General features: G+C 39.7%; 17 protein-coding genes. 6 read left to right on the forward strand and 11 right to left on the reverse strand.

Going from position 1 to position 18,664, the window contains the following annotated elements; translation table 11 throughout:
- The first annotated feature begins 18 nt into the window (after positions 1 to 18).
- Together FCR2A7T_RS01970 and FCR2A7T_RS01975 are read left to right on the forward strand one after the other, a co-directional pair.
- Entirely contained in the window at positions 19 to 231 is a 213-nt protein-coding gene (locus FCR2A7T_RS01970) for a hypothetical protein (protein ID WP_023569591.1), read from the forward strand.
- A 265-nt stretch (positions 232 to 496) separates the two neighbouring features.
- The gene (locus FCR2A7T_RS01975) at positions 497 to 2,098 is read left to right on the forward strand and encodes a fumarate hydratase (RefSeq protein ID WP_023569592.1); all 1,602 of its coding nucleotides are present in this window, start codon (positions 497 to 499) and stop codon (positions 2,096 to 2,098) included.
- Positions 2,099 to 2,356: 258 nt separating this feature from the next.
- Here the strand turns inward: FCR2A7T_RS01975 and FCR2A7T_RS01980 are convergent, their stop codons facing one another.
- From FCR2A7T_RS01980 to trhO, 10 genes are all read right to left on the reverse strand, one after another.
- A complete protein-coding gene (locus tag FCR2A7T_RS01980; protein WP_035119074.1) occupies positions 2,357 to 3,784 on the reverse strand; it encodes a YncE family protein in 1,428 nt (475 codons plus the stop codon).
- 116 nt (positions 3,785 to 3,900) lie between these two features.
- A complete protein-coding gene (locus FCR2A7T_RS01985; protein WP_035117015.1) occupies positions 3,901 to 5,067 on the reverse strand; it encodes a class I SAM-dependent rRNA methyltransferase in 1,167 nt (388 codons plus the stop codon).
- 87 nt (positions 5,068 to 5,154) lie between these two features.
- Positions 5,155 to 5,814, reverse strand: coding sequence for a CoA transferase subunit B (locus tag FCR2A7T_RS01990; protein WP_023569595.1), 660 nt, complete (start codon positions 5,812 to 5,814; stop codon positions 5,155 to 5,157).
- Positions 5,815 to 5,816: 2 nt separating this feature from the next.
- The gene (locus FCR2A7T_RS01995) at positions 5,817 to 6,518 is read right to left on the reverse strand and encodes a CoA transferase subunit A (RefSeq protein WP_023569596.1); all 702 of its coding nucleotides are present in this window, start codon (positions 6,516 to 6,518) and stop codon (positions 5,817 to 5,819) included.
- Between the two features lie 71 nt (positions 6,519 to 6,589).
- Positions 6,590 to 8,890: a penicillin-binding protein 1A gene (locus FCR2A7T_RS02000; protein WP_023569597.1), complete on the reverse strand. Its 2,301-nt coding sequence runs from the start codon at positions 8,888 to 8,890 to the stop codon at positions 6,590 to 6,592.
- 1 nt (position 8,891) lies between these two features.
- On the reverse strand, positions 8,892 to 9,383 hold the full coding sequence (locus tag FCR2A7T_RS02005; RefSeq protein WP_035116843.1) for a gliding motility lipoprotein GldH: 492 nt from the start codon (positions 9,381 to 9,383) through the stop codon (positions 8,892 to 8,894).
- The gene (locus tag FCR2A7T_RS02010) at positions 9,367 to 10,710 is read right to left on the reverse strand and encodes a PSP1 domain-containing protein (RefSeq protein WP_023569599.1); all 1,344 of its coding nucleotides are present in this window, start codon (positions 10,708 to 10,710) and stop codon (positions 9,367 to 9,369) included. Before FCR2A7T_RS02010 ends, FCR2A7T_RS02005 begins: the two co-directional genes overlap by 17 nt.
- Positions 10,711 to 10,900: 190 nt before the next feature.
- Positions 10,901 to 11,131 carry a ferredoxin gene (locus tag FCR2A7T_RS02015; RefSeq protein ID WP_035116845.1) on the reverse strand — a complete coding sequence of 77 codons (231 nt, stop codon included), beginning with the start codon at positions 11,129 to 11,131 and terminating at the stop codon, positions 10,901 to 10,903.
- A complete protein-coding gene (locus FCR2A7T_RS02020; protein ID WP_023569601.1) occupies positions 11,131 to 12,372 on the reverse strand; it encodes a peptidase U32 family protein in 1,242 nt (413 codons plus the stop codon). The genes FCR2A7T_RS02015 and FCR2A7T_RS02020 overlap by 1 nt, the downstream gene beginning before the upstream one ends.
- Before the next feature lies 1 nt (position 12,373).
- Positions 12,374 to 13,738 carry an oxygen-dependent tRNA uridine(34) hydroxylase TrhO gene (gene trhO / locus FCR2A7T_RS02025; RefSeq protein WP_023569602.1) on the reverse strand — a complete coding sequence of 455 codons (1,365 nt, stop codon included), beginning with the start codon at positions 13,736 to 13,738 and terminating at the stop codon, positions 12,374 to 12,376.
- 196 nt (positions 13,739 to 13,934) lie between these two features.
- On the opposite strand from trhO, the gene recA reads away from it, so the two are divergent.
- From recA to FCR2A7T_RS14610, 4 genes are all read left to right on the forward strand, one after another.
- Positions 13,935 to 14,939, forward strand: a complete 1,005-nt coding sequence (recA, locus tag FCR2A7T_RS02030; protein ID WP_023569604.1) for a recombinase RecA — start codon at positions 13,935 to 13,937, stop codon at positions 14,937 to 14,939.
- Between the two features lie 88 nt (positions 14,940 to 15,027).
- Complete coding sequence (locus FCR2A7T_RS14605; protein WP_023569605.1) at positions 15,028 to 15,444, forward strand: hypothetical protein; 417 nt, start codon at positions 15,028 to 15,030, stop codon at positions 15,442 to 15,444.
- Between the two features lie 21 nt (positions 15,445 to 15,465).
- Entirely contained in the window at positions 15,466 to 16,011 is a 546-nt protein-coding gene (locus tag FCR2A7T_RS02040) for an RNA polymerase sigma factor (protein ID WP_023569606.1), read from the forward strand.
- Positions 16,008 to 17,822, forward strand: coding sequence for an outer membrane beta-barrel protein (locus FCR2A7T_RS14610; protein ID WP_051369482.1), 1,815 nt, complete (start codon positions 16,008 to 16,010; stop codon positions 17,820 to 17,822). Before FCR2A7T_RS02040 ends, FCR2A7T_RS14610 begins: the two co-directional genes overlap by 4 nt.
- Before the next feature lie 91 nt (positions 17,823 to 17,913).
- Here the strand turns inward: FCR2A7T_RS14610 and FCR2A7T_RS02050 are convergent, their stop codons facing one another.
- Positions 17,914 to 18,663: a lysophospholipid acyltransferase family protein gene (locus FCR2A7T_RS02050; RefSeq protein WP_023569607.1), complete on the reverse strand. Its 750-nt coding sequence runs from the start codon at positions 18,661 to 18,663 to the stop codon at positions 17,914 to 17,916.
- Position 18,664: the final 1 nt, after the last annotated feature.

The raw sequence follows: 18,664 nt of genomic DNA on the forward strand, positions 1-18,664 counted from the left end.
AGGTATAAAAATAAAACGATGAGTTTTTTTGAAGATTTTTTAGTAGAAATTGGAAGAGATGGAATTTACTATTTGATTAAAAAATTAGGAATGCTCATCAAATGGCTATTTTATCGCGGAAGAATACCCTTCTCACAAATTAAAAGTGAAAATTGGAATACAAGGATTGGTTTCGGATTTATGATACTATTGTCGGGTTTAATACTTTATGTTTTAAATAAAGCTAAATAAATTTTAAAAAACCTTACAGGTATAATATCAACCCATTTTTAATTTCCTTAACACTCATTATATTTACGCTAATTATGAAAACATTTATGGAAAATTTTTCTTTCGGTCTTTTCACATGGCAATTCTTTCTTTTAATTGTATTGCTAATAGTTGTATTGCTAGTAATAAAAATAATTCGAAGAAGTTTTATGAAAAGAAGTTAAAAGGAAAAACGAACGTTTTACAGCTGTATTTAATATCTTTACACTCCTTAAATTACTAAACAATGGACTTTCTATACCAAGACCCGTATCCGATTCAAAAAGACGATACGCACTACCGAAAAATCACTTCCGATTACGTTAAAGTTGAACAATTGGGCGACCGCGAAATCTTAACCGTAGACCCGAAAGGTTTGGAGTTATTAGCCGAAGAAGCCATGAGCGATGTTTCCTTCATGCTACGTTCTTCACATTTACAAAAGCTGAGAAACATTATCGAAGATCCGGAAGCGACCGACAACGACCGCTTTGTAGCCTACAATTTATTGCAAAATGCCGTGGTGGCTGTAGAAGGACAATTGCCTTCGTGCCAAGACACCGGAACTGCAATTGTAATGGCCAAAAAAGGCGAAAACGTGTATACCGGAGCGGATGATGGTGAAGCCTTGTCGAAAGGAATTTTCAACACCTATCAAAAAAGAAATTTACGCTATTCGCAGATTGTTCCAATTTCGATGTTTGAAGAAAAGAACTCGGGTTCGAATCTTCCGGCACAGATTGATATTTACGCTAAAAAAGGCGCTTCCTATGAGTTCTTATTTTTAGCCAAAGGGGGCGGTTCTGCCAACAAAACCTTCTTATACCAAAAAACAAAATCGCTGTTGAACGAAAAATCGTTGGATGAATTCGTTCGCGAAAGAATTATGGATTTGGGAACCTCAGCGTGTCCTCCGTACCACTTGGCGATTGTAATTGGCGGTACGTCTGCGGAAGCGAACTTAGCAGCCGTGAAAAAAGCATCAGCCGGTTATTTCGATAATTTACCAACCAGCGGAAACATGGCAGGTCAGGCCTTCCGTGATTTGGAATGGGAAAAACGCGTACAGCAAATTTGTCAGGAAAGTCACATCGGAGCGCAATTCGGCGGAAAATATTTAACGCATGATGTTCGTGTGATTCGTTTGCCCCGTCACGCCGCTTCTTGTCCGGTGGGAATGGGTGTTTCCTGTTCGGCCGACAGAAACATCAAGGGAAAAATCACCAAAGACGGTATTTTCGTAGAACAGTTGGAAGTGAATCCGAAACAGTTCTTACCGGAAACTGCTCCGCATTTGGAAGCACCGGTAGAAATCGATTTGAACCGTCCGATGGCGGATGTATTAGCGGAATTATCGAAGTATCCAATCAAAACCCGTTTGAAACTGAACGGAACCTTAATTGTGGCGCGTGATATCGCACACGCGAAAATTAAAGAATTACTGGATGCCGGAAAACCAATGCCGGAATATTTCAAAAATCACCCGATTTACTATGCGGGTCCTGCCAAAACTCCGGAAGGGATGCCATCAGGAAGTTTCGGCCCCACCACAGCCGGACGTATGGACGTGTATGTGGACGAATTCCAGAAACATGGCGGAAGCATGATTATGCTGGCCAAAGGAAACCGTTCGAAAGACGTGATGAATGCGTGTAACAAATACGGTGGTTTCTATTTGGGTTCCATCGGTGGTCCTGCCGCAATTTTAGCCAAAGAAAATATCTTATCAGTTGAAGTGGTTGATTTTGAAGAATTAGGTATGGAAGCCGTTCGTAAAATTACCATCAAAGATTTCCCAGCGTTTATTATTACCGATGATAAAGGAAATGATTTCTTTGAAAATCTGTAATATTTAGAAAAAAGAATTAAAAAAAAGAAAACCCGCTTCAATTGAAGCGGGTTTTCTTTTATAAAAAAACAATTTCATGGTTTTGTTTAAACATCATTATTAAAAATCCAGTAAAACAATTCGCTTGAAAAAGATATTTGACAACAAAGCAATTGTAACCTTATGTTGTTTCTTTTCAAATAAAACCTTTTTTAACTAGCCGCTAATTTTAGTTTTTACAAATTACGATGCGGTAATGGTTACTTCTGTTTGAAAAAATTATGTCACATTTATTGTTGCAATTGCCCATTGATTCGGTAAATATTTAACTAATACAAAAAATTTTGTTCCACTTGAATTAAAAAAACCAAAATATCCACGTGATTCGTGAAAATCAACTCCACCATTTACATTAGTAGTCATATGTTTAGGAATTTCAACTTCTCTTAAGTATAAGAATTGAGCATTATACACTCTAACTTTATTACTTGGTATGTAAACATTCTGATCTGGATCATATACAAAAAGGGCGCAAATCCTATTTGAATTCGTATTAATATCCATAATATCTATAACTTTAGAATTATCTCCTTCTAACCCTTGTATTGAAGATAAATAAATTAGATCATTATTTTGAATTGACGAGCTACTAAAAATATTTTTACTATTTGTAAATATCCTACTTCCATTTTCAGAAAGCCAAAATTTATTTCCAAACTTATAATCTCCATGGTATTGTGAATCGTAAAGAAATTGTGCTGTCCCGTTTGTTATACTATATTTATCGATATCGGATGGCACTATTCCATTAGGAGTTGCATAAATATAATTACCTGAAGGGTGAAGTTTAACTTTGGCACTATTAGGGTAACTAGGCACATACCCAATATGATTATATTGACTGAACGTTTCTTGTCCATTGGACAAATTAACGCATATCATTTTTTGATATGAAATACTAGAAGTTATATAAACCCAGTTATTAGGAGCAAGAACAATATCATAAACATCTGCTGATACTGCATAACTGTTTTCAATTGTCATTGATGTCAAGTTTATATAGCTAACGTTACCGTTATGTCCTACCGCAGCATAATTTCCATCCTGGCTTATTGAAATGCATTTTGGTATATTATTTAACGATAATGATTCTTCTACATTAGTTGCAAGATTGAATTTTCTAATTTGATTCGGATTTTCAGAAACTACAATCATAACATCATTAACCCTGTCATATTCTGCATCTATTACATTACCTCCTATAAACCATTTATTTTCAGTATAATTTTCTATTTCAATAAGTTGACTTAATGATTGCCCTTTATTATTGCTTATTCTTGCTGACAAATTATATATCTGTGTAACCATATTTGATCTATCTAAAGTCAGAGTAACTTCAATTGAAGCTCCTGCGGCTAAAGTTCCTGAATTTGGGCTGGCAGATATAACAGAACTAGAACTTGTTTCAGTCCAATTCCAATCAAACGGTGTATCGCTTAAATTTCTTATTAAAAATGAATGCGTATTTTCAAGGTATCCAAAACTTAAATCGTTTTTAGAAATCGACATAACTGCTGTAACTTCATTATTCGGATTATTGTTTCCTTGAGTATTATCATTATCCCCATCGGTACTACAGCCTAAAAAAAATAGCGTAAAAACAAGTGCACAAAAACAAATTAATTTGTTGATTTTATTTTTTTTCATCATAATGAATTCTAAAAAAGTGTAATATAATTCCAACAATATTAGTTCTTTCAAGTCAAATAAAAAAACTTATTTCGTTAATCTAACCCTTAAAAACTACGAATACTACTGAAAAGCTATTCCACATACAGCACCAACCCTTTTAAATAAGCTCCTTCCGGGTGGTACATATTTACAGGATGATCCGGTCCTTGCGTTAGTTTATGCAATACCCGGATATTTCTTCCGCTTTCGATGGCGGCTGCAGCAACAGTATTGTAAAACAAAACATCGTCAATCACCTGAGAACATGAGAACGTAAACAGAATTCCATTAGGTGCCATCGCTTTCATCCCGGCGATGTTCAAACGTTTGTAGGCTTGGGTTGCCGTGTGCTTGCTTTTGATACTTTTCGCGAAGGCCGGTGGATCCAATACTATCAAATCGTATTGCTTTGTATGCTCTTTCATGAACGTAAACACATCCGACGCCACAGCTTCATGGTTGCAATCGTCATGATTTAGTTCCATATTTTTTTCGGCTAAAGCGACTGCCTTTTCGGAAATGTCTACGGAAGTCACCAACTGGGCTCCCGCACTCATCGCATACACGGAAAATCCTCCGGTATAACAGAACGTATTCAGTACGCGTTTTCCTTTAGCATAATGCCCGAGTAATTTTCGGTTATCTCTTTGGTCCAAAAAGAAACCGGTTTTTTGTCCTTCCACCCAGTTTACGGCAAACAAGATGTTGTTTTCTTTGGCTACGACTTCAGGTGTATCACCAAACAAAAAGAAATCCCTTCCGGTTTGCGGTAAGGTGCCGCTGCTTTTGCAGTAAATGGTTTCACAGTAGTCGGTGAAATTTGTTTTTATGGCTTCGGCGATTTTCTCAATTTCCTGAAAAATTCCGCTGGAATGCGCTTGTAACACCCAGTTTTTATCATAATAATCGATAATTAAGCCCGGAATTCCGTCGCCTTCGCCATGAATCAGACGAAAAGCATTGGTTTCTTTCAAATCGAGTATTTTCATGCGTAATTCCCACGCCCCTTTTAATCGGTCGGCCCAGAAATTTTCGGTAAAAAGTTCTTCTCCGAAAGTCAGAATCCGTACCACAATACTGCCGCGGTCACTAAAATAACCGGTTGCCAGATGCTTGTCTTTGGAATCGACCACCTCTACCATTTCCCCGTCATTAATTTCACGGCTCACACCATACACGGCGCCACTGAAAACCCAAGGATGTCTTCGTAGTACTGATTTTTCTTTTCCCGGTTTCAAGATTACTTTCGGATAACTCATTGTTTTGTATTTTGCTGCAAAGTTAAAAACAAAAAGCATCTTTAGTTCATTTTACCAAAGATGCTTTTAAAATATATTCGATTTGAATTAATCGATGTTCATTTCCGGAATATCCCCTTCGATGATTAACTCGGCTTCGGTTGCTTTGATAATCTCTTCTACCGAAACGCCAGGTGCTCTTTCCAGAAGTTTGAAACCTTTCGGAGTTACTTCCATAACGGCCAATTCCGTAACCACTTTTTTCACACAGCCCACACCGGTTAATGGTAACGTACATTTTTTAAGGATTTTCGATTCACCCGCTTTGTTTACGTGCATCATCGCTACAATGATATTTTCTGCGGAAGCGACCAAATCCATCGCGCCACCCATACCTTTTACCATTTTCCCCGGAATTTTCCAGTTGGCAATGTCTCCGTTTTCCGAAACTTCCATTGCGCCTAGAATCGTTAAATCGACTTTCTGCGCACGAATCATTCCGAAACTGAAAGCCGAGTCAAAGAAACTCGCGCCCGGTAAAGTAGTAATCGTTTGCTTACCCGCGTTGATGATATCCGCATCTTCTTCCCCTTCAAAAGGGAACGGCCCCATACCCAACACACCGTTTTCACTCTGGAATTCTACTTCGATATCATGACGTACATAATTGGCAACCAACGTTGGAATACCGATTCCTAAATTTACGAAATAACGGTCTTTCACTTCCTGTGCGATTCTTTTCGCAATCTGATTTTTATCTAAAGCCATGATTAGTCTCTTTTACGGGTTGTACGTTGCTCAATTCTCTTTTCGAATTTTTCACCTTGGAAAATACGTTGCACCATAATTCCCGGTATGTGAATCTGATTCGGGTCTAAACTCCCTACTGGTAGCAATTCCTCCACCTCAGCGATGGTGATTTTTGCTGCACCGGCCATACATCCGTTAAAATTTCTTGCCGTTCCTTTGAAGATTAAATTTCCGGCTTCATCGCCTTTCCAGGCTTTTACAATGGAAAAATCAGCTTTATAGGCCAACTCCATTACATGCATTTTTCCGTTAAACTCTCGTGTTTCTTTTCCTTCCGCAACTTCAGTTCCGTAACCTGCTGGAGTGAAAAATGCAGGGATCCCGGCTTGCGCTGCACGACATTTTTCGGCTAAGGTACCTTGCGGGGTTAATTCCACATCCAATTCACCGCTTAACATCTGACGTTCGAATTCGGCATTTTCCCCTACATACGAGGAAATCATTTTCTTAATTTGGCGTTTTTGCAATAACAATCCCAATCCGAAATCGTCCACACCTGCATTATTGGAAATACAGGTTAAATCTTTCACATCTTTTTTCACCAACTCGGCAATACTGTTTTCGGGAATTCCGCAAAGGCCGAAACCGCCCAACATGATGGTCTGCCCGTCTTTTATATCGTGTAATGCTTCTTCCACATTACGCACTTTTTTATTGATCATGGTTGTTTGTGTTTGTTTAATTCTGGCCTAAAAGTATAAAAAAAACGCCTTTTAAAAAAGGCGTTTTGTATTTAGAAATCGAATTCTTCGGTTTGCGTGTCTTCTTCAACAGCGAGACTGTCGACCACCACTTTCTTAGGCGTCCAGCAATCTACCTTAACAGAATAATTTTCTGGTTTTTCAAACGGTTTCTGAGAAACGTTCAATGATTTGTCTTCATAACATTTTTTCATGAATATCCCCCAGATCGGTAAGGCCATCGTAGCCCCCTGTCCCATATTGGTTTGTTCGAAATGTGCGGAACGGTCTTCATTACCCACCCATACTCCGGCAGCCAAATTTGGCACCATTCCGATAAACCAACCGTCGGAGTTGTTTTGAGAAGTTCCGGTTTTACCTGCTATCGGGTTTCTTAAATTATACGGAACCCCGGTAACTCTGGCAGACTCCGGAGCACTTCCCCAACGCAAACGGGAACCGGTACCGTATTCGGTAACCCCTTCCATCAATTTAATCATGGTATAGGCAACGTCTTTACTCATTACATCACGAGACTCCGGAATCGGTTCATATAAAACCACTCCGTTTTTATCCACAATTTTTACGATTACCTGAGGTTTCATGTAAACGCCCTGATTGGCGAACGTGCTGAAAGCCGCCACCATTTCTTCCACCGTAATATCTACCGCCCCTAATGCAATAGAAGGCTGAACCGGGATTTTAGAACTTACTCCTAATTTTTTTGTGATATCCACTACCGCTTCAGGTCCAACTTTATCAATCAATTTAGCAGAAACCGTATTAATGGAATTTGCCAAAGCCGATTTCAGATTCACCAAACCCCGGTAACTTCCGTTTGAATTTTTTGGTGTCCAATCGGCATCGATTCCATAACGTCCTTTAGGCATGGTAAAAGGAGAATCGACTATGGAATCACAAGGGGACATTTTCAACTGTTCAATAGCCGTAGCGTATAAGAACGGTTTGAACGTAGAACCTACCTGTCTTGCTCCCTGCCCAACGTGATCGTATTGGAAATGTTTGTAATTGATTCCGCCAACCCATGCTTTAACGTGGCCAGTTTGTGGCTCCATGGCCATCATTCCGGTTTGAAGGAAGTGTTTGTAATATAAAATCGAATCACGCGGCGTTAACAACGTATCTTTTTCTCCTTTCCAGGTAAACACTTTCATTTTAGTTGGAACGTCGAATGATTTTACAATTTTATTCTCGTCAAAACCTTTCTCGTTCATAATACGCCAACGTTCTGAGTTTTTCATGGAACGTTCCATGATTAATTTTGTTTCGGCCGGAGTAATGTTTATGAACGGCGCGTTTGGATTGTCTTTTTGTCTTTTATTGAACTCCTGTTGTAAATTGGCAAGGTGTTCGGATGCCGCTTCTTCTGCATATTGCTGCATCCTAGAATCGATAGTAGTGTAGATTTTCAATCCGTCACGGTAAATATCGTATTCACCATCGCCGTCTTTTTTCGGATTGTCTTTAACCCATTTTTTCATAAAATCACGCAGGTATTCTCGGAAATAGGTAGCACTTCCTTCGATATGGCTTTCCGGAGTGAAATGCAAAACAATCGGTTTGCTTTGGAAAAATTCTTTTCTTTCTTTAGTGAGGAATTTATTCTTCTCCATTTGATGCAATACCACATTGCGTCGGTCGGTAACTTTTTTCAAACGACGTACCGGGTTGAACAAGGACGGATTTTTAAGCATTCCCACAAACATGGCGGCTTCATCTACAGTCAAGTCTTTCGGCTCTTTTCCGAAATACACTTTCGATGCCGAACGGATTCCTACTGCTGTGTTTACAAAATCCACAGTGTTTAAATAGTGGGCAATAATTTCTTGCTTGGTATACTGTCTTTCCAGTTTGGTGGCAATAATCCACTCTTTACATTTTTGGACGATACGGATAGGTAAAAATTTTGAACCTTCACCATGAAATAAATTTTTCGCCAACTGTTGGGTTAAGGTACTGGCTCCTCCACTGCTTCCCATACTCAGCATCGCACGCAGCGTTCCTTTGGTATCGATTCCGGAATGTTCGTAAAAACGCTCGTCTTCGGTAGCGACTAATGCCTTAACCAAATGGTCGGGTAGTTCGGCGAATTTTACCGGAGTACGGTTTTCAAGGTAGAATTTACCAATGGTTACACCATCAGAAGAGATGATCTCGGTTGCCACATTCGAATTCGGATTTTCCAATTCGTCAAACGATGGCATCGAACCAAAAAGGCCCCATGAGGCAAAAAGGAAAAATAAAATTACACCTCCAAAACAGTAAAAAAACAGTTTCCAGAATTTCTTTACGTAAGGAGAAAAATTTTCTTTTTTATTGTTGATCTGCGCCATTTTAATTCGTTTTTTCTATTCTAAAACCTACTTCTGAAACTCCTTGCAATTGTTCCACGCCGGGTACTTTCCCAGTTTCGCGAACCGCTTGTTGCACCGTTACCACATATTTTCCGGCTTTGGGGAATTTTGCATTTTCCTTGTACCAGAGTTTGCTTTCTTTTACATCGGAAAATCCTTCTCCCATCAAACTACCATCTGGGTTAGCCATCTGGTATTCAAGTGTATCCACTTTGGTTACCCCATCGGGTTGCAACATAGAAACAATTAAAAACAGGTTATTATACGGATACTCGTCATTATTTCTAATGTTCACAAACATATTATACTCCTGAACAGTGTCTTTCTGTTCAAAAGCGAAGGTTACTTTTTGTTTTTTATGCCAAGAACCGTCAATTTCCATGTACTCGTCAAAAATTCTTTTCTTGTCGCAGGAAACAAACAATACTGCTAAAGCAAATCCAAAAATCAAAAATCTATTGTTTCGGCTCATTTTTATCGTTAGAGGGTTTATTTCTATTGGGTTTTCTTCGCTTATTGTTTCTGTTTTGTCCTTCCGATGCCGGTTTATTTTGCCCGCCTTGTCCTTCAGGAGTGATTTTATTTTGTCGTTCCGGAGCCGGTTTGTTTTGTCCGTTCGGCACAATCTTATTTTGTCGTTCCGGAGCACCTTTTTGTTTTTCAACCTCTGCTGTAGGGCGCTTTTTATTATTGGGACGTTTCTTTTTCTTCGGTTGATCGAAACGGGTTAAACTGTCCTGTCCAACGGCATTTTGGAAATTTTTCTCCTCTTCTACAACAGTCTCCACCGCATAATCTTCAATTGCAGCAATACGCGTTTTTTCCTTGTTTAAGGCAACAATCTCCTTTACCTGATCCACTTTTAAAACGTGCCATTGGGCAAAATTATTGGTATAAGCGAACCACATCAAGCCTTTGAAAATGTCGATTTTCTGGCAAACCGCATCACCTTTTTCGGTATACAATTTGGTTTCCATTTCCGGGAAGCCTTTTAAAGCATCCAGATAGGTGTCCAATTCGTAATTTAAACAACACTTCAATTTACCGCATTGACCGGCTAATTTTTGCGGATTTAACGACAATTGCTGGTAACGCGCTGCCGAAGTATTCACGCTTCTGAAATCCGTAAGCCAGGTCGAACAACACAATTCGCGACCACACGAACCAATACCGCCCAAACGTGCCGCTTCCTGACGGAAACCAACCTGTTTCATTTCAATTCGGGTGCTGAATTCTTTCGCAAAATCCTTAATCAACTGACGGAAATCGACACGATCGTTCGCCGTATAATAGAAAGTTGCTTTGGAACCGTCGCCCTGGAATTCAATATCCGATATTTTCATTTCCAACTTTAAAGCAATCGCCATTTCACGGGCGCGCACTTTCATTGGCTCTTCCTTATCTCGGGCATCACTCCAGATATCGATATCTTTTTGAGACGCTTTTCGATATATTTTCGGCACTTCACCTTCGTGATTTACCCCTTTTTTCTTCATTTGTACTTTTACCAATTCTCCCGTTAAAGTAACAATACCCACATCATGACCCGGCGAAGCTTCTGTCGCCACGATATCGCCAATGCTTAAGGTTAATTTTTCGGTATTGCGGTAAAATTCTTTTCGGCCGTTTTTAAAACGCACCTCAACGCAGTCAAAAGGCTCCTGACCACCCGGAAGTGCCATATTGGAAAGCCAATCGAAAACGGTTAATTTGTTGCAGCTGTCGGTGCCGCAAGTCCCATTATTTTTACACCCCTTTGGCGCACCGCCATCAGAGGTTGAACAACTGTTACATGCCATAATTTGAATATATAGTGGTCGTCCGTCAAAGCGAACTACGATTCATAAATTGATTTTGTGCGTAAAGATAGTGTTTTTCACTTACAAAGTTACAACCTCAAAACCGGCTTAGTTTTAAAATTATGTGAAATTAAAAAACCTGTTCCATTACAAACGGAACAGGCTCATTAAAAGTATTTTAAAATTTATTTTAGGTCTCTTTTACCGAAATAATATTGACCGGACAGGCTTTTTCCGCCAATTCACAGGCTTCTAAAATGGTGTAATCGTGTGACTTTAAGGTGTGAAATCCTCTGGTGTCTACCGATTTCAACAATACCGTTTTCCCGTCTTTTTTAGACATTTGAAACTGTCCCGGCGCCATTTCCACGCAATAATTACAACCGATGCACTTATCGCGCTGCAAAGTAACTACTACCATTAAACTTCCACAATTTTATAGAGTTTGTCCGACAAACGGATTCGAAACGGCAATTTAAACGTACAACTATCGCCTTTGGTTGCCTTTTCTGCAATTTTTTCGTTTACGTACATTTCTTCAATCACCATTTCCTGTGCGCCGGTACTCGGACCGGTAATCAAAATTTTATCACCTTGTTTGATGTCATAGGCTTCGATTTTGAATTCCCCCACATTGGCCTTCTGAAAGAAATGCACCCCTTTACCCACATACACTTTTTTCTGTGTCGCGCTGGAACCCGGATTGTCACTCCATTCCCCTAATTTTTGTCCGAGGTAATAGCCCGACCAGAATCCGCGGTTGTAAACAGTGGACAAATCTTCCATCCAGGAATTGATTTTTTCTTTGGTGAACGTTCCTTCGTAATAGGCGTCAATCGCTTCACGGTAGGTTTTTACAACGGTGGCCACATAATCAGCAGCTCTTCCGCGGCCTTCTAATTTCAGCACTTTGATGCCCGAATCGATTACCTGATCCAGAAAATCAAGCGTACACAAATCTTTAGGCGACATCATGTATTCGTTGTCGATTTCGATTTCGAAGCCCGATTCCTGATCGATAACCGTATATTTTTTACGGCAATTCTGTTTGCAGGCCCCGCGGTTCGCCGAAGAATTGTGCGAATGCAGACTCAGGTAACATTTCCCCGAAACCGCCATACACAACGCTCCGTGGCCGAAGATTTCAATTTCCACCAGATTTCCGGATGGGCCTTTGATTTGCTCTTTTTCGATATCCTCGGTAATTTTCTTCACCTGGCGCAAACTCAGCTCACGTGACAACACGATGGTATCCGCAAACAAACTATAGAATTTTACGGTTTCGATATTCGTCACATTCAACTGGGTCGAAATGTGCACTTCGATTCCCATTGTTTTGGCTGTCATAATCACCGCTTGGTCCGAAGCTATTACCGCCGTGATTCCGGCTTCTTTGGCTTTGGTCAGTAAGGTTTTTACCACCGACAAATCGTGATCGTATATAATGGTATTTAACGTCAAATAGGTTCTGACGTTTTTTTCGTTACAACGTCGGGCAATTTCCGGCAAATCGTCCATCGTGAAATTTACGGTGGCTCTTGCGCGCATGTTCAATTGTTCCACTCCAAAATAAACCGAATCACAACCATTGTCTAACGCCGCCTGCATCGATTCGAAATTTCCGGCCGGAGCCATCAATTCAATTCTTCCTGTTGCTGTCATCCTAGTTCTGCAATTTGAATAATTTATCCGAAGCTCTCACTTTGAACGGAACCGAAAACGTGATTTTATCGCCTGCTTTAGCTACATCGCCGGGAGCGCCGTTTACGAACATGTTTTCCACAATTAAATGCTGATTGCCGGTTGTAGGTCCGGAAATTAAAATTTTATCGCCGGTTTTCAGTTCAAGATTTTCGATGATAAATTGTCCGACCTGAGCTTTGGAAAAATAATGCTGCCCTTTCCCTACCATTACTTTTTTCTGCGCGATACGCTGACGGATGGTTTTGGGTTTTTCTTCCGAAGCTTTGGCTAAAGGCGTCGCGGTTAATTCACCGGAATGTTTAAACTTCAGTGCTTCCGATTTTCCTTTTCGGAATACTTTATTGCCTACCTGAATGCCGCGGCGTTGTTTTACCTGTTCGGCCAACGGAAGATGTGTGGTTTCCAGACATTCCACGGAACAACAGTGCTCCATTTTTTCAGCACACTCATTGCATTGAATGAACAACAAATGACAGCCGTCGTTGGCACAATTGGTATGATTGTCGCAGGGTTTACCGCATTGGTGGCACTGTGCTATGATATCGTCGGTGATGCGTTCCCCCAAACGGTGGTCGAACACGAAATTTTTCCCGATGAATTTGCTTTCCAGTTTTTCTTCTTTAATCTGTTTAGCGTAATTGATGATGCCGCCTTCCAACTGAAAAACGTTTTTGAATCCCTGATGTTTGAAATACGCAGATGCTTTTTCACAACGAATTCCTCCGGTGCAGTACATCACCAGGTTTTTATCTTCTTTAAAATCTTTCAACTGTTCGTTGATAATCGGCAACGATTCACGGAACGTTTCCACATCCGGCGTAATGGCACCTTTGAAATGCCCTACTTCACTTTCATAATGATTTCGGAAATCCACCACTATCGTATTAGGATCCTCTAAAATCGCATTGAAATCCCGTGCATTTAAGTGTACACCTTTGTTGGTTACATCGAAGGTTTCGTCGTTCAGACCGTCGGCTACAATTTTATGACGCACTTTCACGGTTAATTTTAAGAACGAATGATCATCGTGCTCTACCGCTACATTCAAACGGATGTCTTTCATAAAGTCATAAGCTTCCAATGTTTCGCGAAAGGCTTCGAAATTTTCGGCCGGAACCGACATTTGTGCGTTGATGCCTTCTTTGGCAACATAGGTACGGCCAAGCGCATCAAGCTTGTTCCATTCGATAAACAAATCGTCTCTGAATTTTTTAGGATCTTCAATGTGCGCATAGGCGTAGAAAGACAACGTAAGGCGTTGTTTTCCGGCTTGATCAATCAGCTCGGCTCTTTCTTCTGCGCTTAAGGTGTTATACAGTTGCATGCTATAAACGTTAAGTGAGAAATAGGTTATGAATTCTAAACGGAAGAATTCCGGTGCAAAAATAAACATTTTACAACAATTTCAAAACGAATTGATTTTCAACACAATAAAAGAAAATAAAAAAGAATTTCAACTGTTGATAAGATTGTATTTGAAACTTAAAAAAAAGCATTATTTTTACGAAAAATAGATAGCCATGAGTTCAGAAAAAGAAGCCAAACTAAAAGCCTTACAACTAACATTAGACAAACTGGATAAAACCTACGGAAAAGGAACCGTAATGAAACTAGGCGATACTGCCGTGGAAGAAGTGGAAGCCATTCCATCAGGATCATTAGGAGTTGATTTAGCCTTAGGAGTTAACGGTTATCCGCGCGGAAGAATCATTGAGATTTACGGTCCGGAGTCTTCGGGTAAAACCACGTTAACCTTACACGCCATTGCTGAAGCTCAGAAAGCAGGAGGAATTGCCGCCTTTATTGATGCCGAACATGCGTTCGATCGTTTTTATGCGCAAAAATTAGGGGTTGATATCGACAACCTTATTATATCACAACCGGACAACGGGGAACAAGCCCTTGAAATTGCCGAAAATCTGATTCGTTCGGGAGCGATTGACATCGTGGTAATCGACTCGGTTGCCGCGTTAACGCCGAAAAGTGAAATCGAAGGCGAAATGGGAGATTCCAAAATGGGATTGCACGCTCGTTTGATGTCGCAAGCCTTACGTAAATTAACGGCTACCATCAGCAAAACCAATTGTACGGTTTTCTTCATCAACCAGTTGCGTGAAAAAATCGGGGTAATGTTCGGAAATCCGGAAACCACTACCGGAGGTAACGCGTTGAAATTTTACGCATCGGTTCGTATTGACATCCGTAAATCAACTCAAATTAAAGACGGTGAAAACGTAATAGGAAACCGTACCAAAGTGAAAATCGTTAAAAACAAAGTGGCGCCACCTTTCCGTACTGCCGAATTCGACATTATGTATGGCGAAGGGATTTCGAAAACCGGAGAAGTTTTGGACTTGGCCGTAGAATTTGAAATCATCAAAAAAAGCGGTTCTTGGTTCAGTTACGGGGACACCAAATTAGGACAAGGTCGTGATGCTGTAAAAGCATTAATAAAAGACAATCCGGAGTTGATGGACGAATTGGAACAAAAAATCAAAGAATTAATCAAAATAAATAACAACTAAACAAAAATCCCGAAAATTTCGGGATTTTTGTTTTTTATACGCAACCTTTTAAAAATTCTGCATCTAATTAATAGAAACAACCTGTAAAATGAAAAAGATTTTTTTAGTACTTCTGATTCCTTTTCTATTCCTGTCTTGTAGTAAAGATTCGGAAAATGACGATATTACTTTGGAATTATTACCCGTAAGCGAGGTTGAATTACCAAGTAATTTTGGTGTGAATAAAGAAAATATTATTAAAGTAAAGTTTATTCGCCCAACCGACTGTTATGCTTTCAATCAGTTTTATTACGAGATAGAAGGAAACATCAGTACCATTGCAGTAGAATCGAGTGTTTTCCATTACAACAACGGTGGTTGTCCGGCTTTACAGAGCAATAATGTAGCCACACAAAATTTAAAATTCAGACCGGAAACTATCGGAGAATATACCTTAAAGTTTTGGAACGGGAAAGACGCGAACGGAAACGATTTGTTTTTGACCTACAATGTTCTTGTGGAATAATAAAGTAATACAATAATTGTTTTGGGGTTAGAACAAATAATACAAAATTGTCAAAGAAACGATACGGCCGCTCAAGAGCAGCTGTACAGACTTCTTGCTCCAAAATTATTCGGTGTCAGTCTAAAATATTCCAGGAATTATGCTGAAGCCGAAGACAATTTACAAGATGGTTTTATATTAATTTTTGAAAAAATAAACAAATACGAATTCAAAGGTTCTTTTGAAGGCTGGGCAAAAAGAGTAGTCATCAATAACATTTTGCAAAGGTACCGCACCGAGGGCGTCTTCGAGATTATTCATGAGAACATTCCCGACACTCCCGATGTGGAAATAGAAGAAGATTCGGTATCCATGGATTTTCTGGTTTCCATCATTCAGCAGTTGCCCGATCGATATCGTTTGGTTTTTAACCTTTATGTCATTGACGATTACTCGCATAAAGAAATTGCTGAAATGCTGAAAATAACCATCGGAACCTCAAAATCAAATCTGGCCAGAGCCCGAATGATTTTAAAAGAAAAAATAGAATCGCAACAAACAAACAAGAAATTCACATCGGCTAAATGAGTGAAAGAACGAACATAGACAGACTTTTTCAGGAAAAATTCAAGGACTTCGAAGTTACGCCTTCCGATAAGGTATGGGATAACATTCAGTCTAAAATGAATACCAAAGAAAAGAAAACCAACCTGCTGCCGTTTTGGTTAAGGTTGTGTAGTTTTGCGGCCGTTTTCTTAATTGGTTTCTCGGTTGCCACAACCTTCATTGCCGGCCCGTTTGGTTTGAAAAATCCTTTTGTCAACACTAAGGAAAACACTTCCGGATCCGACAAACAAAACAAGATGAACCCTACCCCATCCGTACAAAACACGATTGTGGGTACCAACGGTTCGGAAAACAGTGCAAAAGACAGTAACAACACCAATGCGGTTCCTGCAATTGGAAACACCACTGCTAATTCGAATAACGCAATAGTTTCGTCGGACCGCAACACCACTACCGATAAAAAAAGCATTGCTTCTGAAAAGAACTCCAGAGAAGAGGTCGTTACCAAACAAGCGAATTCAGGCAATTCCAACCGTGCTTTGAGAGGAAATACCATTCAAAATACTGCTGTCACAAACAACATGAATTCCTTGGCTTCAAGCGATTCAAACAAAAGAACAACAACAGTGGCTTCCAAAGAAAAACAAGCCAAATCGGATGCTGTGCTTTCCAAAGAAAACATGAAAACGGCTTCAGCAACAACTGTTCCTGCCAATACTAACCCGGAAGCGCTTTCAAAAAGCGCTACGATTGCTTCGACAGAAACGGAAGATGTTTTAGCGGAAGATTTGAAAATAAAAAATACGGATGCTGATTTCTTATACTATCCGACCAATTCGAAGGTTGCTTATGAATCCGGCAACAAACACGTTCCGAATAAAAAAGAAAGCAAACCGGTTTTAAAAATTGCCGAAGCAGAAAAAGCAATAACGGAAACCAATAAACCGGTTGTGATTTCAGTTAAAAACAAAGTATCTGAAAACAACGTGGCCGGTAACAAATCCATCAGCAATGCGTTATCTGTAACAACCGATTCTTTAGCACAGAAGAAAAAAGAAGTGGCTGAAAAAACGGAAGAGAAAAAAACAACCGAGGAAAAAGGCGCCAAAGAAAAGAAAGATGCCAAATCCAAATGGATTGTCAGTTCAACTTTTTCACCAATATACATGAATCTTAACGGTTCGGGATCGGCATTGGATTCCAAATTTGCCGAAAACTCCAAAAGCTATCAAACCAGCATGAGTTACGGTGTTGGGGTAAAATATGCGATAAACGACAAATGGAGTGTGAGAACCGGTGTTAATGCGCTGAATTTCGAATACAACACGAACGATATCATCTTTTATTATTCTAATAATGGCGCCGGTTTAGATAACGTAAACGAAAATGGTACCGGAACAGGTATTGTCATCGAAAACCAAAATCCGAAAGGTATTGCTTATAATGGCGACGGTATGGTTACCACACGCTACAAAGGAAACATCAATCACAGAATCAATTATATAGAAGTTCCCATGGAGCTTTCCTATAAAATTTTGAATAAAAAATTCGGAATCGACATAATCGGCGGCGTTAGTTCAATGTTTTTGAACGACAACAGGGTTTCATTAGTTTCATCGGAGTCCAACCTGAATGTGGGTGAGGCAAACAACCTTAACAAACTGCATTTCAGTACTAATGTTGGTTTAGGTTTACGATACAATTTCATGAAAACCTTCCAAGCCAATGTGGAGCCAATGTTTAAATATCAAATCAACACCTACAATGGTGATGCTGGAAACTTTAAACCCTATTTCATGGGTGTTTACAGCGGAATAAGTTTTAGTTTTTAAGTTAGTTAAGTTTTAGTTAAGTCAGTTGCTTTCTGTGGTGGGGAGCAGCGTAAAAAGCACTCTTTTGGGTTAGAGTGCTTTTTTATTTGTATTATTTTGCGTTTTCAAATACTAGCAACTGTTCTAAAATAACCTGTCGAACCGCATCTTTTATTGCCTTTTTATCCTCTAACGTTTTTCCTTTGGTTTCGATGGGCGGATGGATTTTAATTCTCATTTTTCCGGGGCTACCACTAAAGAAGCGAAACGAAAACCGCTCTTTTACATCTCCGAAAGTCATCGGTAAAATCGGCAACTGGTGCTCGATGGCGATACGAAAAGCACCGTCTTTAAATTCGTCCAGGATAATACTTTCATCGTCGGGAACGCCGCCTTCGGGAAAAATACAAATACTTAATCCCTGATTGATACGTTTTTGGGCACGTTCAAAAACCTCAAAACGACTTTTGGAACTGTTTCGGTCCACCAAAATACAGGTCCGTTTGTAGAAAAAACCAAAAATCGGGATTTTCACCAACTCCTTTTTACCCACAAACACAAACGGATGGTTTTTTACCAGAAGTAGCATCAGCATGACATCCATCATGGACGTATGATTGGCCACCAACATATAACTTTTTCCATCTTCCAATTCGTAGTCCTTCTCTACCGTATAATAGAATCCCATTCCGTACAAAATAATTCGGGCCCACAAACGCGCAAGCACAAAAAATTGCGGATAGGTTCGTTCCGAAAGAATGGAAAGCACCAAAATTGGAAACATAATAAGAATGGGCACGGTCACCAAAATGTAAAACCAGATACGCCAAAGCGTCCAAAAAAGAATTTTAAAAATTTTCATA

Origin of the sequence: Flavobacterium cauense R2A-7 (assembly GCF_000498475.1) — a bacterium.
Classification (GTDB): Bacteria; Bacteroidota; Bacteroidia; order Flavobacteriales; family Flavobacteriaceae; genus Flavobacterium; species Flavobacterium cauense.